Raw genomic sequence first — 16,270 nt, forward strand, 5'->3', positions numbered from 1 at the left:
ACCGGCAGCCGTTGCGCCGGGCCTGTGGGTATGAAAAACGATTCCGGCGCTGAGCTCATCTCGGTCGAGAAACTCGGCGCAGCCATCAAAAGCGACAAACGCCTCACCTGGGGTGGGGGCGGCTGGGTCGGGATGAAGTTCACCACCCCGGCAGACGGGCTGACCGTCAGCGAACTGGGTCTGTACAACATTCCCGGCAGCAGCGAGGAGCATGAGATTCGTATTTTCGACGCCGACACGGGCGATGATGTAGCCAAGGCGATTGTCAAACTGAAAGGCCAGCCGAAGCCGACGGGTTGGGTGTACGAGCCCATCATCGGCGGCAAGAAGACCCTCGTCGGCGGCCATGCCTATTACCTGATGACCTCCACGCTGGGCTGGAGCTACACTAAGAATGGTTACGCATCCGATCCCTGGTACGACGGCAACACCACGGTCAAGGCGGCGGGCGGGATCACGGTCAACGAGAGCGAATGGGGCAACTGGCACGCCGGATCGTTGTTCTCGATTGATCCAACCGGGGCCGGATTCACCCAGCAATACGGCTATTGGGAGGCCCGGGTCAAAATGCCCGCAGGCGGCGTGGGATTATGGCCGTCGTTCTGCCTGTACACTGCTAGCAGCAAGTCAGGCCTCAGTGAAGAGGTGGACATTTTTGAAGAATACGGCGGCGCGTACGACGCAGACAAAGACGGCGGCTTCGGGATGCGAAACGGCAACTGGGGTAAAGGCCCCAAGGCGGGGCACGCCAATGTCTGGCCTCCCGTTTCCAAGCCCTGGCTCAACTGGCACATCTACGGCTTCCTCGCCACCCCGACGAAGTGCGCCTTCTACGTGGATGGCGACAAGAAAGGGGAGTTTGACACGCCGACCGAATACCTCAACTCGCCCATGTACATAACATTGGAATACAACAACGGCGGGGGCTGGCCGATAACCGGACTCATCGCCAACTCGCACCTGGACGTGGACTGGGTCCGCGTCTGGGTGTTGCCCGACAAATAACCTTTTAAAATAATGTTCCTTATACTGCCCCAACTCACTTGAGCCACGGTGGAATTATTTGAATCCGAAAAGAGAGTATTGATCGCATGACAACACCATTGACCACGATTGACTCCGGCGTCCATCTCCTGCCGGGACTGTTTCAACACCGGGCTCAACTGACCCGGAACTATGTCGCAAGCTTGACCAACGAGGGCCTGCTCCAGAACTTCGAACTCGAGGCTGGCTTGAGAAAAATGTTCCATTTTCACTCCGATGCCTGTTTCCAAAAAGCACATTGGGGTTGGGAATCGCCCACCAGCGAGCTCCGCGGCCAATTCCTCGGCTGCTGGATGATGGCCGCCGCCCGTTTCGCGCAGCAAACCGACGATCCGATTTTCAAGCATAAGTTGGAGACCGTCATCGAGCGCCTCGCCCTATGTCAGAAACGCAACGGCGGGGAGTGGCTCAGTTCCTTCCCGGAAAAATTTATGCGCTGGCTGGCGGAGGGCACGCCGCCGTGGGTGCCCCATGGCGTCATCCACAAAACGTTGCTCGGACTGCGCGAAAGCTACTTGTTCTGCGGCAATGAAGAGGCGTTGGAAATGTCGAAAAAATTCGTCGCCTGGCTGCATCGCTGGTTCACTGCTCTCGACCAGGCCACGCGCGAGATGGTCCTGGATGTCGAGACCTGCGGCATGCTCGAGGAGTTGGCCCGGCTCTACGAGATCACGCGCGATCCCGCCCACTTGGAACTGGCCCGGCTTTACAGCCGCGAACGGTTCTGGAAGGAATTCCGGCCCGGCGCAGATCCCCTGACCAATCGCCACGCCAACACCACGATCGCCGAAGTTCACGGCGCAGCAGCGATGTACGAGGTCACCGGCGAGCAACGCTGGCGCGACATTACCGAAGCGTATTGGAAATGCGCCGTGACCGACCGCGGTACATTCTGCACCGGCGGACAAAATTCGGGCGAAATCTGGTGCCCGCCCCATGAGTTCGCAGCGCGCCTGGGCGACAAAAACCAGGAGCACTGCACCGTCTATAACATGATCCGCCTGGCCGACTACCTCTACCGCTGGACGGGCGAATCCACTTACGCCGATTACATTGAAAAAAATCTCTATAACGGAATCCTGGCCGGACAAAACGGCACGACTGGCATGGTCACCTATTATTTGCCGCTGGCCGCGGGTTCGAAGAAAAAATGGGGCCATCCGACGCGCGATTTCTGGTGCTGCCACTGCTCGCTCGTGCAAATCCACTCCCTCCTGCCTTCGTTCATTTACTACGCCTCGGATAAGGGCATCGACATCGCGCAATACATCCCCAGCCGAGTGGAGCGGAACATCAATGGCGTGAAGGTCGAGATTTCACAGGATTGGGCCATCACCCGGGGAGGCTGCGCCGTTGACAACGCGACGATCGCGGGAGAACGCCACCGGCCCAAGTCGTGGAGCATCCTCTTCAAGGTCAAGTGCGACCGGCCTGCCGAATGGTCGCTCTGTCTCCGCATTCCCGACTGGGTTGCCGGCCCGGTCCTGCTGCGCGAGAACGCCGGCGAGACTGTTCTCGTGCCAAACGCCCGGGGCTTTGTCGAGCTGCGCCGCACATGGGACCATGCCGAGTTCACGCTTATTCTTCCGCGCACCATCACACTCAGCGCAATCCCTGACGAACCGGAGACCGTCGCCTTTCTGGAAGGCCCGGTGGTGCTGGCGGCGATCACGGAAGAGGAACGCCGCATCGAGATCGATCCGGCCCGGCCCGAGGCTTTCCTGGTGCCGGAAAATGAGCGTCAATGGGGACAATGGAACGACACGTTTCGTTTGAAGGGACAGGCGCGCGGCCTCCGCTTCAAGCCGCTGTATGACATCACCGACGAGGCTTATGCGGTCTATTTTCCAACGATGACCCGCACCACTCCAACCAAGGATAGCTCCTAAGCTTGTTATCCGTCTCACATCTCCAGGCGCTTCACAAAAGGGAACTCATCCATGCCAAAATCAGTTGCCTCAAATGGGAAATTCCCGCCAAACACTCTACCCGGCACTGGAGCGAACGACTATCTATCGCTTAACAGTAAAGCCTTGCGCGAACGCTTCCTCATTGAACATTTGTTTGTTCCTGGCGAGTTGACGCTTCATGCTGCTGAACCCGACCGGGTGATCGTCGGATCAGTGGTGCCGACCGTCAACGCCATTTCCCTGGATTGTCCGGCGGAGCTGGGCGCGGACGGATTTTGCGCCCGGCGTGAACTGGGTGTGTTCAACCTCGGTGGGGTGGGGATGGTCACTATCGATGGGAAGACCTTCACGATGCCGCGCTTCGCATGTCTCTATGTTGGCCGTGGCGCGCGGTCGGTCTTATTCAGTAGCGCGGCGGCGCAGGAACCCGCGCAGTTCTACCTCGCCAGTTATCCCGCCCAGCACGCCTACCCGACCAGGCTGATAGGTCCTGACCAGGGCTCTGTGGCAGATCTGGGAACGGTCGAGGCCAGCAACCGTCGTCAGTTGCGAAAGATGATTCATCCAGGCGAGGTCGAGAGTTGCCAACTAGTCATGGGCTGGACACGGCTCCAGTCGGGCAGCGTCTGGAACACGATGCCACCCCACAGGCATGCCCGTCGTTCTGAGGTCTACTGCTATTTTGACATGGCCGCAGACACCCGCGTCATCCATCTGCTGGGATGTCCGCAAGAAACCCGTCACATTGTAGTTGCAGACCGCCAGGTTGTAATCTCACCCTCTTGGTCGATCCACGGAGGGGCCGGTACCGGACCCTACTCATTCTGCTGGGCTATGGGCGGGGAAAACCAGGATTTCGCCGACATGGATCACGTTACCATGCAGGAGCTACGCTGATGGAGGCAACAATCAAGGCTACGCCCTTCCCCTCAGCTCTCAATTGGGCCTGGGCGCACGAACTGCCTCGCAATTTGCGCATTTCCAGCGCAACCCCCTTCAGCATCTTATCGCATCGCGCCAAGACTGTGGGCAAGAATGCATGTCGTGGTGACCATGGCAGGTCGATGCAGGAACAGATGGTGCGCCTTGATACCAACCTCGGGATCAGTGGTTTTGGTTCTTGCGCCGCAGATGCCTCCGCTATCCAGTCGCTGGTGGGCACCGATCCATTCCACTGGTACCGCGAGCGGGGCGAGCCCGGCTGTCACCCGCAGCTTGGCCGCAACACCATGGCCTTGTGGGACCTCGCCGGGAAGCTGTTGGATCGGCCGGCTTATGTCCTCATGGGCGGGGCGGGAACCAGGCTTGTTCCGGTCTATGACGCCTCGATCTACTTCTCCGATCTGATGCCCGGGTATGCAAGCAACTACCTCGACCGTTTCCGTGCCGAGATCGATTGGGGGCTTGGCCAGGGATACCGTTGTTTCAAGGTAAAGATCGGTCGTGGCATGCGATGGATGCCCTGGGAGACAGGTTATCGCCGTGATCTTGAGGTCCTGCATTGCATCCGCACCCACGCCGGACCAGGCATCGAAATTGGCGTTGACGCCAACAATGGATATGGAGTCGAGTACACAAAGAACTTCATCCGCGAGGCCGGGTTCGAGCCGGCCTGGATGGAGGAGATGTTTCAAGAGAACGTCGGAGACTGCTTGTCGATCAAGGCTTTGATGCGCGCAAAAGGTTGGAAGACATTGCTTACCGACGGCGAAGGGCAGGGAGATCCCGAGGCCTTCCTTCCATTGATCGCGGCACGATCAATGGACGTTATTCAGGCTGACATGCGCTCCTTTGGCATTGAGCTGATTCTGCAGGTGGCGCAGTGGGCGCATGCCCAAGGCCTGCTGGTGGCCCCACACAATTGGGGCTCGGTGATCGGCTTTTATATGCAACTACACATGGCGCGCGCGGTCCCCAATTTTTTCCGTGCCGAATGCGATCCGGCCGGGAACGGCGTGGTCCATGCAAACGGCTACACAATCGCCAACGGCTTCGCCACCGTGCCCGATACACCGGGTTTTGGCCTAGACTATCCCGACGGCATCGTTGATGGCGCCATCATCGGAGATCCGGAACCGGCTTGAAACCATCACTTTTCACCCTCGATGGTCGGACGGCGCTTGTCACCGGGTGTTCGCGGGGCATCGGCGCTGCAATGGCGGTGGCTCTTGCCGAGGCCGGGGCAGACATCGTCGGAATTAGCGCCAGCATGGCTCCCGACGGCGGCGCTGTAGGAGCGGCGGTGCGGGCGATCGGACGCGGCTTCCGGGCTTATGCGGCTGATTTATCGCAACGATCCGTGCTCGACGCCTGCATCAACAGGGTGCGGGCTGAGGTTCCACAAATCGATATCCTGGTCAACAATGCGGGCGTGATTAGGCGCGCACCCGCGGCCGAGCACCCGGACGCCATGTGGGACGAGGTCCTGGCAGTCAATCTCAACGCCCCCTTCCTGATCAGTCGGGCTGTCGGACAAGACATGCTCGCACGAGGCTCGGGTAAAATCATCTTCATCGCCAGCCTGCTCAGTTATCAGGGCGGAATCACAGTGCCTGGCTACGCAGCGAGCAAGGGCGGCATTGCACAACTGACCAAGGCTCTGGCCAATGAATGGGCGTCCCATGGGGTGAATGTCAATGCCATCGTCCCAGGCTACATCGCTACGGACAACACCCGGGCCCTGCGCGACGACCCCGAACGCTGCAAACAGATCCTCGCCCGCATTCCAGCCGGGCGCTGGGGAACTCCTGAGGACTTCGCAGGACCAGTTGTTTTTCTCGCCAGTGCCGCCAGTGACTATATGCATGGCACTCTGCTGACTGTCGATGGCGGCTGGCTGGGGCGATAACGACTTCGCGATCACAGTGACCTGACGCGCCTTCTTGAACCCGATTGAGGATTTGCCAATAAAGTGAATAGGGACAACAAATCCCGGCAAGATCGCTGATATTTCCGCCGTGGTAGATTTGCATCGCAAAATGGCGCAAAGACGGTATCCAGTTGGGGAATGGGGATTCAGAAAGTTTGCCGGGCCAAAGTAGATCCCGTTCCCGTCCGAAACAGCAAAGGGAGCATCCGCCGTCCGCCCCAGGTGGCGCTGATCATCGAAACCTCCGTGAGCTACGGGCGGCGCCTCTTGACTGGCATTGCCCGCTACCTGCGATCCCATCACCGATGGTCCGTGTTTCTCGAACAACACGAGTTGGGATCTCCACCGCCCTCGTGGCTGGCCTCCAGCCGGTGGGATGGCATCCTTTGCCGCCCCACAGATCCCTTGCTGGCTCGCCGCATCCGACGCATGAAGGTACCCGTGGTGGATCTCAACGATTTGCACGAGGATCTCGGGCTGCCCTGGGTGGGCTCGGATCATGCCGCAATCGGCCGCATGTCGGCCATTCATTTTATTGAACGGGGCTTTCGTCAATTCGCTTTCTGTGGATTCAGCGGAGAACTCTGGGCCACACGGCGAAGAGACGGCTTTACTTCGACTGTGGAGCAGCATGGATTTCCCTTTTCAATTTATGAATCTCCATGGCGCGGACCGGACGCGCCGCGTTGGGACCTGGAGATCGATCGCATCGGCCAATGGCTGAGGCGCCTGCCCAAGCCCGTGGCCGTCATGGCCTGCAACGACGTGCGCGGGTTGCATCTCCTCGATGCCTGCCAGCGAGCGGGGATGCTCGTCCCGGAAGACGTTGCGGTCATGGGCGTGGATAATGAGGAAATCCTCTGCGACCTTTGTAATCCCCCCCTTTCCAGCGTCGATCCCGATCCGGAACGGATCGGATACGAAGCGGCCGAACTTCTGGATTTGCTGATGACAGGCAAGGCGCCGCCGCGACAGCGGACTTTGATCGAACCGCTTGCAGTTGTGACACGCCATTCTTCGGATGTCTTTGCCGTGGAGGATCGGCACGTGGCGGCTGCGGTGCGTTTTATCCGCGAAAAAGCCCTGCATGGTTGCCGGGTCGAGGACGTGTTGAAACATGTGCGGGTGTCGCGCAGCTTTCTCGAGCGCAAGTTTCGCCAGTATCTCAAGCGCTCGCCACAGGAAGAGATTCGAGCCTTCCAACTCAATCGCGTCAAGCAATTGCTCAGGGAAACCGATTTTACCCTGGAACGAATCGCCGGCCTTTCGGGCTTTGATCACCCTGAGTATCTCAGCGTGGTATTCAAGCGTCTCACAGGCCAGAGCCCGGGCTCATTTCGAAAGCAATTCGGAAAGCCCAAGGCCACGAACGGGCAAAGTATGGATAAATCGCGTTAGAACAAATTGCGTTTATATTCCCGCAATGATGCAGGGCCATTGAACATGAAGCCACGCTGGTGAGCGCCGATAAAAGATTCCGCAAATTTCCCAAACGGCGGTTGTTGAACCCGCTCAAACCATCCACATAAAAAATTATAAACCGGTATTTATCAGCGCCAAAAATGTTTGTGCCGGCTGTCCCAAATTTAAAAAGCAGTCCTTTGCGTCTTTGCGTTAAGCTGTTAAAGCATTAAATTCCTCCTTCTAACTTTCCCGAAGCTTTGCTAACCCGGATGCTACGCTCGTTCCCGGAAAACTCTGACAGAGTTCATTTGTCAGAAGGCCGGGGCGGAACTGAGTGGCGCCCGCATCCGGGTTTCAAGCAAAACCGCTTGAATAGGATGGAATTTTTTTGAAACGGAACTTCTTTATTTTGAGGCGGTTTTGCCATAGCCTGCATGATTCTGGCAGATGCTTTCTTGCCCAAGGGACGGAAAGGCAACCGACAGATTCTTCAATATGAACGTGAGACATGCAGGCTAGCCGGTTTTAAACATGAAAACGCTTCGTAATCTTTGGGTGATAAAAGTAGGCAGCGGATTGGTGACCAACCGCCGCGGCGGTGTGGACCAGCGGCAGATCCAGGCCCTGGCCTCGCAAATCGCGCGCCTGCGGAAACTGGACTGCCCGGTGATCATGGTTTCATCGGGCGCCATCAGCGCGGGCATGTCCGTGTTGGGCTTGAAAAAACGCCCCTCCGAACGCCACGCCATGCAGGCGTGCGCAACCATCGGCCAGCCGAAATTGATGGAGGCTTATGACAAGGCGTTCCGGAAACACGGCATGTGCGTCGCCCAGATTCTGGTGACCAGTTGGGACATCGACAGCCGCAAGGTTTGCGCCAACACCCAGGCCACGCTCAAGCATCTGATCGGCCTGGGCCATTGCGTGCCTATTTTCAACGAGAACGATGCGCTCTCATTCGAGGAAATCGAAATGCTCAACCGGTTTGGCGATAACGATAAGTTATCCGGCCATGTGGCCGCGCTCAGCGGAGCCGGGCGGCTGGTCATTTTGTCCAGCATCGACGGATTGCGCACCAACCCGGACGGGACAGGCAAGCTCATCCGGCGCGTCAAGGAAATCGACGGGCGGATCCAGAGTTACGCCGGCCAGACGCGCAGCGAACGGTCGGTGGGAGGCATGATCTCCAAACTGGAAACCGCGCGGCGCATGCTGGAACTGAAAATCCCCATGGTCATTGCGGACGGACGGGAAAAGGATATCCTTTTAAAAATCCACAGGAAGGCCGATGTGGGCACCTGGTTTGTTCCATGAACGATTTAAAATCACAGATTGAGTCCTTGGGGCCTCCCGTCCGAAAGGCGGCCCGCCGGTTGGCGGCAGCCGGAACAGCCCAAAAAAATCTTTTGCTGGAGGCCATTGCCGAAAAGCTGGGGTCGGAGCAGAAGGGCATTCTTGAGGCGAACCAAAAGGATTTGGAAAACGGTCGAAAAGCCGGTCTTAACAAGGCCATGCTTGACCGGCTGGAATTGAATGCCAAGCGGATTGGCGCGATGGCCGATGGTGTGCGCCAGGTCGCGGGCCTGCCCGATCCGTTGGAAGGCGAGCACCGCGTGCTGAAGCGTTGGGAACGCCCCAATGGTTTGAAATTGGAGAAAGTGCGGGTGCCGCTCGGGGTGATCGGCATCATTTATGAATCGCGTCCGAATGTGACCGTCGATGCCTCGGTTTTATGCCTCAAAACGGCCAACGCAACGATCCTGCGCGGGGGCAAGGAGGCTTTCTTCTCCAACCAGGCGCTGGCGGATTTGATCGGCCGCGCCGCGGTGCAAACCGGGTTTCCGAAGGAAGTGGTCAGTTTTGTTCCCGTCACCGACCGCGAGGCGATCCCGATTTTGTGTTCGATGGACCGTTACATCGATTTGATGATACCCCGTGGCGGTTATGGATTGATAGAGACCGTGGTGCAACACGCGCGCATGCCGGTGTTGAAGCATTTCCACGGAGTCTGCCATGTTTATGTGCATCAAGCAGCGGATTTGGACATGGCGGAATCGATCCTCATCAATTCCAAATGCCAGCGCCCCGGCGTTTGCAACGCCGCGGAAACGCTTCTCGTGGACCGGAAGATCGCTTCGGCGTTTCTACCACGCGCCGCGCGGGCCCTTCGCGCGTAAGGCGTGAAGATTTTGGGCGATGCCGAAACCGGAACGATTCTTGGAGAAGCCGTGGAAGCGCCGAAAAACTGGACGACGGAATATCTGGATTTGGTGATGGCGGTGAGGGTGGTTGATGATCTAGCCCAGGCGGTGGACCATATTGAAACCCATGGCTCGCATCACAGCGATACCATCGTGACCCAGGAGAATGTGGCTGCGGAGGAGTTTTTGCGCCAGGTGGATTCGTCCGCGGTGTTTTGGAATGCCTCGACGCGTTTCAACGACGGAGGCGAGTTCGGGTTCGGGGCGGAGATCGGAATCAGCACCGACAAGCTCCACGCGCGCGGCCCGATGGCATTGGAAGAGCTGACCAGTTACAAATACCTCGTTCGCGGCACCGGCCAGCTCCGGAAGTGAACGGGTGTTAAGCAAAAGGTTAAAACCAGCACAATATCTCAAGCAGAACCGCAGATAAACGCGGGCTCAGGCATTTGCCGCGAGCAATACAAACCCCCTTTTCTTCCCCCTTGTCAGGGGGATAGATGCATCTGTTTCCAATCTAAAATGCCTTCCTTCGTGTCTTGGTGTCTTCGTGGTTAAACCAGTTTTTCCCGCGGCTTTGCGTGAGAAATGTGTTTGTTGCAGTTTCCCAGTCGTGCTTGACAAAGGCGCCCGGCTCTGCTTAGTTTGCCGGACGCTTCTTATCAAGAGCAGCTGAGGGACTGGCCCTGTGACGCTGCGGCAACCGGATACGGCGCAAGCCGAATCGACGAGGTGCCAAACCCAGCTCCGCCAAAAGCGGAGACGGATAAGGGAGCAGCAGACGATCTTCGTTTGTTTGTCTTCTTTATCCTCCTTGATCTGCGGCGTGTTTTGATAAGCAGAAAAAAGGTTGATAAATTATGGCAGAACCATTTTTTAATCATTTGAAATGCCGCGAGTGTGGGCGTCTTTATGACAAAAAGGCGATCCACGTCTGCGAATTCGACTTCGGCCCGCTGGAGGCCGATTACGACTACGCCCGCATCAAATCGGCGCTGAGCCGCAAGGTGATTGAAAGCCGCCCGCCCACCATGTGGCGGTATCGCGAACTTTTGCCCATCGACGGCGATCCGACGGTCGGATTGCAGGTTGGTTTCACGCCGCTGGTCAAGGCCGGACGGCTGGCCAAGGCGCTGGGCGTGAAGGAACTCTACGTCAAGAACGACACGGTCAACTATCCGACGCTCAGCTTCAAGGACCGCGTGGTGGCGGTGGCGCTTTCTCGCGCGAAGGAACTTGGGTTGAAAACTGTCGCCTGCGCCTCAACGGGCAACCTCGCCAATTCCGTGGCGGCCAATGCGGCCTCCGCCGGCCTGGACAGCTATGTGCTGATCCCGGCCGACCTGGAGCAGAGCAAGGTCTTGAACAGCCTGGTTTACGGCACCAAAGTGATAGGAATCCACGGCCCCTACGACCAGGTCAACCGGCTCTGCTCGGAAATCGCGGGCAAGTACGGCTGGGGTTTTGTGAACGTCAACCTGCGGCCCTATTATGCCGAGGGTTCCAAGACCATGGGCTTTGAAATTGCGGAGCAATTGGGCTGGCAGATCCCGGTTCATACCGTGGTTTGCATGGCCAGCGGCTCGCTCCTGACCAAGATACACAAGTCGTATAACGAACTGATCAAGATCGGCCTCGTCGGGGAAACGGGCTTTACCATCCACGGCGCACAGGCGGCCGGCTGCAATCCGATCAGTGCCGCGCGCAAATCGGGGACTGATTTGATCCGCCCGGTGCCGAAACCCAACACGATTGCAAAGTCGCTGGCCATTGGCACGCCCGCCGACGGCTATTATGCGGTCAAGGTCATGGAGCAGACCGGCGGTGCCGCAGAGGATGCGAGCGATGAAGAAATCATTTCGGGCATCAAATTGCTGGCGGAAACGGAAGGCATCTTTGCGGAAACGGCCGGCGGGGTGACCGTGGCTTGTACAAAAAAATTGATCGATACGGGAAAAATCCCGCGTGATGAACGGATTGTGATTTGCATCACGGGGCACGGGTTAAAGACGGTCGAAGCGGTACAGAACCATCTGGGCGCGCCGCGCTGCATCAAGCCGAGCTTGAAGGAATTCGACGCGCTGGTCGCGGGGGAAGTGACGGTTTGACTGGGAACCAAGAACCAAGAACCAGGAACGAAGAATACGAACCAAATTTATGAGCATACAAGTAAGCATTCCAACGCCGCTGCGCGGCTTGACGGGGAACCGGGACGAGGTCGAGGCGGCGGGGGCCAACATTACGGAAATCATTGCGGACCTGGAAAAAAATTATCCCGGCATCCGGGACCGATTGGTGGATGACAAGGGCAGCCTGCGCCGCTTTGTGAATATTTATGTCAACGGCGAGGATGTGCGCTTCCTGCAGGACAAGGAAACCAGCGTCAAGGAAGGGGACGAAATCAGCATCGTACCCGCCATCGCGGGGGGGTGATTGAGGTTTGCCACGCGCAGCGTTTTGGGCGGGCGTCATGTCGCCCGCGGGAAAAGCGAAAAGCGGCGTCGTGCCGCCGCAGTCCAAATTAGGACGCATGCCACCGTACTTATTAGGTCGCGGTACTATTAAAGCTGGAATCCGGCGCGGGATTGACTATAGGTGGTGCATGGCCAAATCCAAATGCAGATACTGGCTGAGTTTTGACGCCGACCGCGCGACGCAGCCGCTCATTTACCAGATGGGCAAAAAATATGATGTGGTCTTCAATATCCGCACGGCCAGCGTCAGCGAGACGATGGGCCTGATGGCCATTGAGTTGGAAGGCGAGCGCGAGGTGCTGAAACAGGCCATCGCCTGGCTGGAAGCGCAGGGCGTGGCCGTGGAACCGGTTGAGATCAACACCATCGAAGGCTGATTTGATTTTGCCCGCCATTTTTTCGCGCAAAGCCGCCAAGACGCAAAGGTCAAAGCTTGTTTACAAGCCGGGTCATTCCATCCTTGATTAAGGGCGCGCCGAAGTTGACCAGTAACCCAAGCTTGAGACGGGTTAATTTCAGATAAGCTAACAACTGCTTGCTGTGGACGGGTAATATTTGTTCTACGGATTTGAGTTCAAGAATGACCTTGTCTTCCACGATCAAATCAGCGCGAAATGCTTCCTTGATAAAAATCTTTTCGTATTGAAGGGCTATTGGCTGTTGGCGCTTGAATTGCAAAGACCGCTTTTCAAGCTCATACGCCAGGATGTCTTCGTAAACAGATTCCAAAAGACCTGGGCCGAGCGTGGTGTGAATTTTATAACAAACGTTTACAACTTCTTTTGCGATTTCATTTTCAGTTTTCATGCCATATACTTTGCGTCTTGGCGGCTTTGCGCGAGACTATTTTTAAATGACAAGCATCGCGTCCCCATAGCTGAAGAAGCGGTACTGTTCTGCTATTGCCACGCGGTAAGCCTCGCGCTGGAGATCGTGCCCCATGAATGCCGCCACCAGCATGAGCAGGGTGGATCCCGGCAGGTGAAAGTTGGTGACCAGCGCGTCCGTCCGTTTGAATTTGTACGGCGGGTGGATGAAAATGCGGGTTTCGCCCGATCCCGGTCTCAATGAGGGAACGCTTTCCAACACCCGGCAGGCGGTGGTGCCAACCGCCACAACGCGCTTGCAGCCTGCGGCCTCTTCCGCGAGTCCGGGCGGGATCGTATAATGCTCGGCATGCATTTCATGCTGGGTGATGTCCGCCACCTTGACCGGACGGAAGGTCCCAAGCCCGACCCGCAGGGTGATGAAACGGCGCCGGAACCTGGCCAGCAGTTCCGGCGTGAAATGCAGCCCGGCGGTGGGGGCCGCCACGGAGCCGCTTTCGCGGGCGAAGACCGTTTGATAGGCTTCCTGGTCCTCCGGCAGATAGAGCGGCTCGTGCTGCTGTTTGCGGGCCTTCTGGATGTAAGGTGGCAGAGGCAGCTCGCCGTAGTCTTGAAGGTTGATGTCGTCAAAAAAACGCAGCACGCGCTGCCCGCCCGCGACCGTGCTGAGAATTTCCGCTTCGGCGGGCTTCCTGCCTTCTGTCCTCGGCTGGATCAGGAGTCGTTGCCCGGCCTTGAGTTTTGCCGCGGGCTTGCCGATGGCCAGCCAGTGCCGGGGCGAGGTTTCTTCCAGGAGCAGAATTTCCACCGCGCCGTTTTCCGCATGCAGACGGGCCGGAATGACACGGGTGTCGTTCAGAACGAGAAGATCCTCCGCTGTCAGATAATCGGGGAGGTCGTAAAAGTGGCGGTGCTCGATCTGGCCGGACTGGCGGTGGACGACCATGAGCTTGGAATGGTCGCGGGGCGAGACCGGGTGGGTGGCGATCCGGTCTTCCGGCAGGGGGTAAAGAAAGTCTTCGAGATTCATCGGAGCGGAACTTAACGCAAAGCCGCCAGGAGGCAAAGGCGCAAAAACGCGGGAAAACTGGTTTAACCACGAAGACACCAAGACACGAAGGAATACATTTTAGGTTGGAAACAGATGTATCCATCCCCCTGACAAGGGGGAAGAAAAGGGGGTTTGTATTGCTCGCGGCGAATGCCGGAGCCCGTGTTTATCCGCGTTCATCTGCGGTTGAAAATGTGCTCCTGCGCCTTGGCGTCTTATGTTCGCACTCCGGACGAATCCGTCCTCTGGCGGACCCTCTGCGTTAAGAATTCTGCCTGGATTGAGGGCAAACGATGAAAATTGTAATTGCAAGAATTGCTCGAACACCGTTGACAAGCGGGGTTCCCGGACTTAAGTTTGAAGTAGGAAACATTATGAAAAAAACAAATAAAGGGCATAAAGGGTTTACACTGATTGAGCTTCTGGTGGTCATCACCATTATTGGGATTTTGGCCAGTTTGGCCGTGCCGGCGATAGGCAAGGCGCTCGACAGCGCGCACCAAACGGCGGATGTTTCCAACGTCAGGCAGCTAGGCATCGTTTTGTTTAGCGTCGCGAACGATGAGAACGGCACCTATCCGATTGGACCGTTAAATACGAGCACGGGTACGCGAACTGCGGCTGGAACGTCCTCGGCTATGTTTGCAGATCTATTGGTAAATAAAAATCTGACGGATGCGCGTATCCTGTCCGTAACCGGCAAAACTCCCTATGTTGGCACTTATACCACTGTAACTGGCACACAGTTGCAACCGCATGTCGGATGGGATTACATGATAGACACAGCTGGATTAAGCACCTCAGATCCTTCATCGATTCCCCTGCTGCTTTCAGATGGTGCCTTTGCATCGGCAAATGCCATTCAAGGTACCGGGACCGTGACCATTCAAACGACTGGTCTTTGGAAAGATAAAGGCGTTGTGATTTATTCGCTCGGCAATTCCGCGCAATTTCTTAAAGCCACGACCAGCGGCAGCACGTCCAAGGTGCAGGCTCTTGTGGACTCGACTGTAACATTGCCCACAGGAATCCAACTGCTCATTCCTTAACAAGCTGATTAATTTCAGTTAGCATGTTTAAAAAAGAGGATGGGTTTTCCCGTCCTCTTTTTTGCTTTTAGGGACGGGAAGACGAGCGCCCGGCAATTCAAAGGCACACACCCCGAAGCGGTCGCCGCAGCGACCTTTCTGCCCCTCTTGATAGAGGGGATTGGATCGCCACCTCCGTGTTTGTTCTCCCGCTCGCGACGGATGTCGCGAGTGATAACCTGCTTACCCTCGGAGCTTTCATCCCTGCCTGCGGGAGAAAACAAAGGGGGGGAGAATTCCCATGAGGCGTGTGAGATAAGCAGGTTAGACCGAATTGATGAAAAACTTCCAGACGAAGATCCCGGCGACGATCAGAACGATGACCCCGACGGCGATGGCTCCAACCAGGAACAGGCGCTTGTCATCCACCCCCTCTTCCGCCACTGCGATCTGCGGCGTAAGCTGCTCGGCGGGCTCGTTCACTATCCGGCGCTTGGCGTCTTCAAGCTGTTCCACCAGTTCGCCGTAGGAGCTGAAGCGGTCGTCTGGACGGCGCGCCATGGCCTTCATGATGGTGTAGGTGCTGTGCTCGGAAACATAGGGCGCATACGTTTTCAGCGGCAAGGGGGCTTCATTCAGGTGTTTTGCAGCCACCAGCTCCGCCGTACTGGCGTCGAAGGGAGGACGCCCCGCCAGGCAGTGGTACAAGGTCACGCCGAGCGAATACATGTCGCTGTGAAAATCCTCCGGATGGAATTCCAGGCGTTCCGGCGAGACATAATAGGGGGTGCCCCAGATTTCCGAATTGAGTTCGGCCGTTTCAGGAGTGACCGCAAGGCCGAAATCCACCACCTTGGGGATGTTGTTAGGTCCAAAAAGGATGTTGCCGGGTTTGATGTCGCGATGGATCAGGCCGCCGTTCTGGAGCGCAAAGTTCAGGCCGTTGGCCACGCCGACGCCGATGTCCAGCACCTCGGCCTCGCCCAGTTTTTTCCGTTCCATGATCAGGTCGTCCAGGGTCTGATGCCCGATGTATTCCATGACCAGATAATACCGGCCCTCGTTTTCACCGAAGGAATAGACGTGAACGATGTTGGGATGGGTCAGGGACGCGGTGATCTCCACTTCGCGCATGAAGTTGCTGATGAATTTTTTGTCCTCGGAAAGTTCGGGCTTCAAAACCTTGATGGCGACGACGCGGTTCAGATTCAGGTCGGTGGCCCGGTAAACCGAACCCATGCCACCCTCACCCAGAAGAATTTCCAGGCGGTAGTGGTCGAAGTTTTTCCAGATGGTAAAACTTTTGGAACATGACGGACACTCAATGGTTGTTCCAATGGGAAGATCGGTCACATCAATCAACTGGCCGCAGTGGGCGCAGTTCAGAGTATTCTGGCTTTCCGCATTCAATAGCGTAAAATTAGAGGCGGGAAAAGCCTTAGGCAATCAATTATTAACAAAA

General features: G+C 57.0%; 16 protein-coding genes and 1 riboswitch. Of the genes, 13 read left to right on the forward strand and 3 right to left on the reverse strand.

Annotated features, from left to right (window positions below; translation table 11 throughout):
* The 12 genes from PHD76_07705 to PHD76_07760 all read left to right on the forward strand — a co-directional run.
* On the forward strand, window positions 1–1,005 hold a 1,005-nt coding region (locus PHD76_07705), incomplete at its 5' end, for a glycoside hydrolase family 16 protein (protein MDD5261719.1).
* 86 nt (window positions 1,006–1,091) lie between these two features.
* A complete protein-coding gene (locus PHD76_07710) occupies window positions 1,092–2,933 on the forward strand; it encodes a glycoside hydrolase family 127 protein (protein MDD5261720.1) in 1,842 nt (613 codons plus the stop codon).
* A gap of 51 nt (window positions 2,934–2,984) precedes the next feature.
* Window positions 2,985–3,851, forward strand: a complete 867-nt coding sequence (kduI, locus tag PHD76_07715; protein MDD5261721.1) for a 5-dehydro-4-deoxy-D-glucuronate isomerase — start codon at window positions 2,985–2,987, stop codon at window positions 3,849–3,851.
* Window positions 3,851–5,038 carry an enolase C-terminal domain-like protein gene (locus PHD76_07720; GenBank protein MDD5261722.1) on the forward strand — a complete coding sequence of 396 codons (1,188 nt, stop codon included), beginning with the start codon at window positions 3,851–3,853 and terminating at the stop codon, window positions 5,036–5,038. Before kduI ends, PHD76_07720 begins: the two co-directional genes overlap by 1 nt.
* Entirely contained in the window at window positions 5,035–5,802 is a 768-nt protein-coding gene (locus PHD76_07725) for an SDR family oxidoreductase (protein MDD5261723.1), read from the forward strand. Before PHD76_07720 ends, PHD76_07725 begins: the two co-directional genes overlap by 4 nt.
* Before the next feature lie 159 nt (window positions 5,803–5,961).
* Window positions 5,962–7,221 (forward strand): XylR family transcriptional regulator, encoded by a 1,260-nt coding sequence (locus PHD76_07730; GenBank protein ID MDD5261724.1) that lies wholly within the window; start codon window positions 5,962–5,964, stop codon window positions 7,219–7,221.
* A 537-nt stretch (window positions 7,222–7,758) separates the two neighbouring features.
* Window positions 7,759–8,541, forward strand: a complete 783-nt coding sequence (gene proB, locus PHD76_07735) for a glutamate 5-kinase (protein MDD5261725.1) — start codon at window positions 7,759–7,761, stop codon at window positions 8,539–8,541.
* A complete protein-coding gene (locus PHD76_07740; protein ID MDD5261726.1) occupies window positions 8,538–9,404 on the forward strand; it encodes a glutamate-5-semialdehyde dehydrogenase in 867 nt (288 codons plus the stop codon). Before proB ends, PHD76_07740 begins: the two co-directional genes overlap by 4 nt.
* Window positions 9,405–9,407: 3 nt before the next feature.
* Window positions 9,408–9,803, forward strand: coding sequence for a hypothetical protein (locus PHD76_07745; GenBank protein ID MDD5261727.1), 396 nt, complete (start codon window positions 9,408–9,410; stop codon window positions 9,801–9,803).
* 281 nt (window positions 9,804–10,084) lie between these two features.
* A riboswitch (SAM riboswitch) is annotated at window positions 10,085–10,201 on the forward strand.
* An 87-nt stretch (window positions 10,202–10,288) separates the two neighbouring features.
* The gene (gene thrC / locus PHD76_07750) at window positions 10,289–11,536 is read left to right on the forward strand and encodes a threonine synthase (protein ID MDD5261728.1); all 1,248 of its coding nucleotides are present in this window, start codon (window positions 10,289–10,291) and stop codon (window positions 11,534–11,536) included.
* Window positions 11,537–11,585: 49 nt separating this feature from the next.
* Entirely contained in the window at window positions 11,586–11,861 is a 276-nt protein-coding gene (locus tag PHD76_07755) for a MoaD/ThiS family protein (protein ID MDD5261729.1), read from the forward strand.
* A 169-nt stretch (window positions 11,862–12,030) separates the two neighbouring features.
* Window positions 12,031–12,279, forward strand: coding sequence for an NIL domain-containing protein (locus PHD76_07760; protein MDD5261730.1), 249 nt, complete (start codon window positions 12,031–12,033; stop codon window positions 12,277–12,279).
* 49 nt (window positions 12,280–12,328) lie between these two features.
* Here the strand turns inward: PHD76_07760 and PHD76_07765 are convergent, their stop codons facing one another.
* Together PHD76_07765 and queA are read right to left on the reverse strand one after the other, a co-directional pair.
* A complete protein-coding gene (locus PHD76_07765) occupies window positions 12,329–12,709 on the reverse strand; it encodes a GxxExxY protein (GenBank protein ID MDD5261731.1) in 381 nt (126 codons plus the stop codon).
* A gap of 42 nt (window positions 12,710–12,751) precedes the next feature.
* Window positions 12,752–13,759, reverse strand: coding sequence for a tRNA preQ1(34) S-adenosylmethionine ribosyltransferase-isomerase QueA (gene queA / locus PHD76_07770; GenBank protein MDD5261732.1), 1,008 nt, complete (start codon window positions 13,757–13,759; stop codon window positions 12,752–12,754).
* 314 nt (window positions 13,760–14,073) lie between these two features.
* On the opposite strand from queA, the gene PHD76_07775 reads away from it, so the two are divergent.
* Window positions 14,074–14,829, forward strand: a complete 756-nt coding sequence (locus PHD76_07775) for a prepilin-type N-terminal cleavage/methylation domain-containing protein (protein MDD5261733.1) — start codon at window positions 14,074–14,076, stop codon at window positions 14,827–14,829.
* Window positions 14,830–15,132: 303 nt separating this feature from the next.
* On the opposite strand, the gene PHD76_07780 is transcribed toward PHD76_07775, so the two are convergent.
* Window positions 15,133–16,254, reverse strand: a complete 1,122-nt coding sequence (locus PHD76_07780; protein MDD5261734.1) for a serine/threonine-protein kinase — start codon at window positions 16,252–16,254, stop codon at window positions 15,133–15,135.
* Window positions 16,255–16,270: the final 16 nt, after the last annotated feature.

The organism is Candidatus Methylacidiphilales bacterium (assembly GCA_028713655.1).
Classification (GTDB): Bacteria; Verrucomicrobiota; Verrucomicrobiia; order Methylacidiphilales; family JAAUTS01; genus JAQTNW01.

What these genes read in the sequence shown, in the direction of transcription:
- PHD76_07765 (MDD5261731.1), bottom strand. Translation starts at nt 12,709, where the DNA reads ATGAAAACTGAAAATGAAATCGCAAAAGAAGTTGTAAACGTTTGTTAT.
- PHD76_07755 (MDD5261729.1), top strand. Translation starts at nt 11,586, where the DNA reads ATGAGCATACAAGTAAGCATTCCAACGCCGCTGCGCGGCTTGACGGGG.
- proB (MDD5261725.1), top strand. Translation starts at nt 7,759, where the DNA reads ATGAAAACGCTTCGTAATCTTTGGGTGATAAAAGTAGGCAGCGGATTG.
- PHD76_07710 (MDD5261720.1), top strand. Translation starts at nt 1,092, where the DNA reads ATGACAACACCATTGACCACGATTGACTCCGGCGTCCATCTCCTGCCG.
- PHD76_07760 (MDD5261730.1), top strand. Translation starts at nt 12,031, where the DNA reads ATGGCCAAATCCAAATGCAGATACTGGCTGAGTTTTGACGCCGACCGC.
- PHD76_07720 (MDD5261722.1), top strand. Translation starts at nt 3,851, where the DNA reads ATGGAGGCAACAATCAAGGCTACGCCCTTCCCCTCAGCTCTCAATTGG.
- thrC (MDD5261728.1), top strand. Translation starts at nt 10,289, where the DNA reads ATGGCAGAACCATTTTTTAATCATTTGAAATGCCGCGAGTGTGGGCGT.
- queA (MDD5261732.1), bottom strand. Translation starts at nt 13,759, where the DNA reads ATGAATCTCGAAGACTTTCTTTACCCCCTGCCGGAAGACCGGATCGCC.
- PHD76_07740 (MDD5261726.1), top strand. Translation starts at nt 8,538, where the DNA reads ATGAACGATTTAAAATCACAGATTGAGTCCTTGGGGCCTCCCGTCCGA.
- kduI (MDD5261721.1), top strand. Translation starts at nt 2,985, where the DNA reads ATGCCAAAATCAGTTGCCTCAAATGGGAAATTCCCGCCAAACACTCTA.
- PHD76_07775 (MDD5261733.1), top strand. Translation starts at nt 14,074, where the DNA reads ATGAAAATTGTAATTGCAAGAATTGCTCGAACACCGTTGACAAGCGGG.
- PHD76_07730 (MDD5261724.1), top strand. Translation starts at nt 5,962, where the DNA reads ATGGGGATTCAGAAAGTTTGCCGGGCCAAAGTAGATCCCGTTCCCGTC.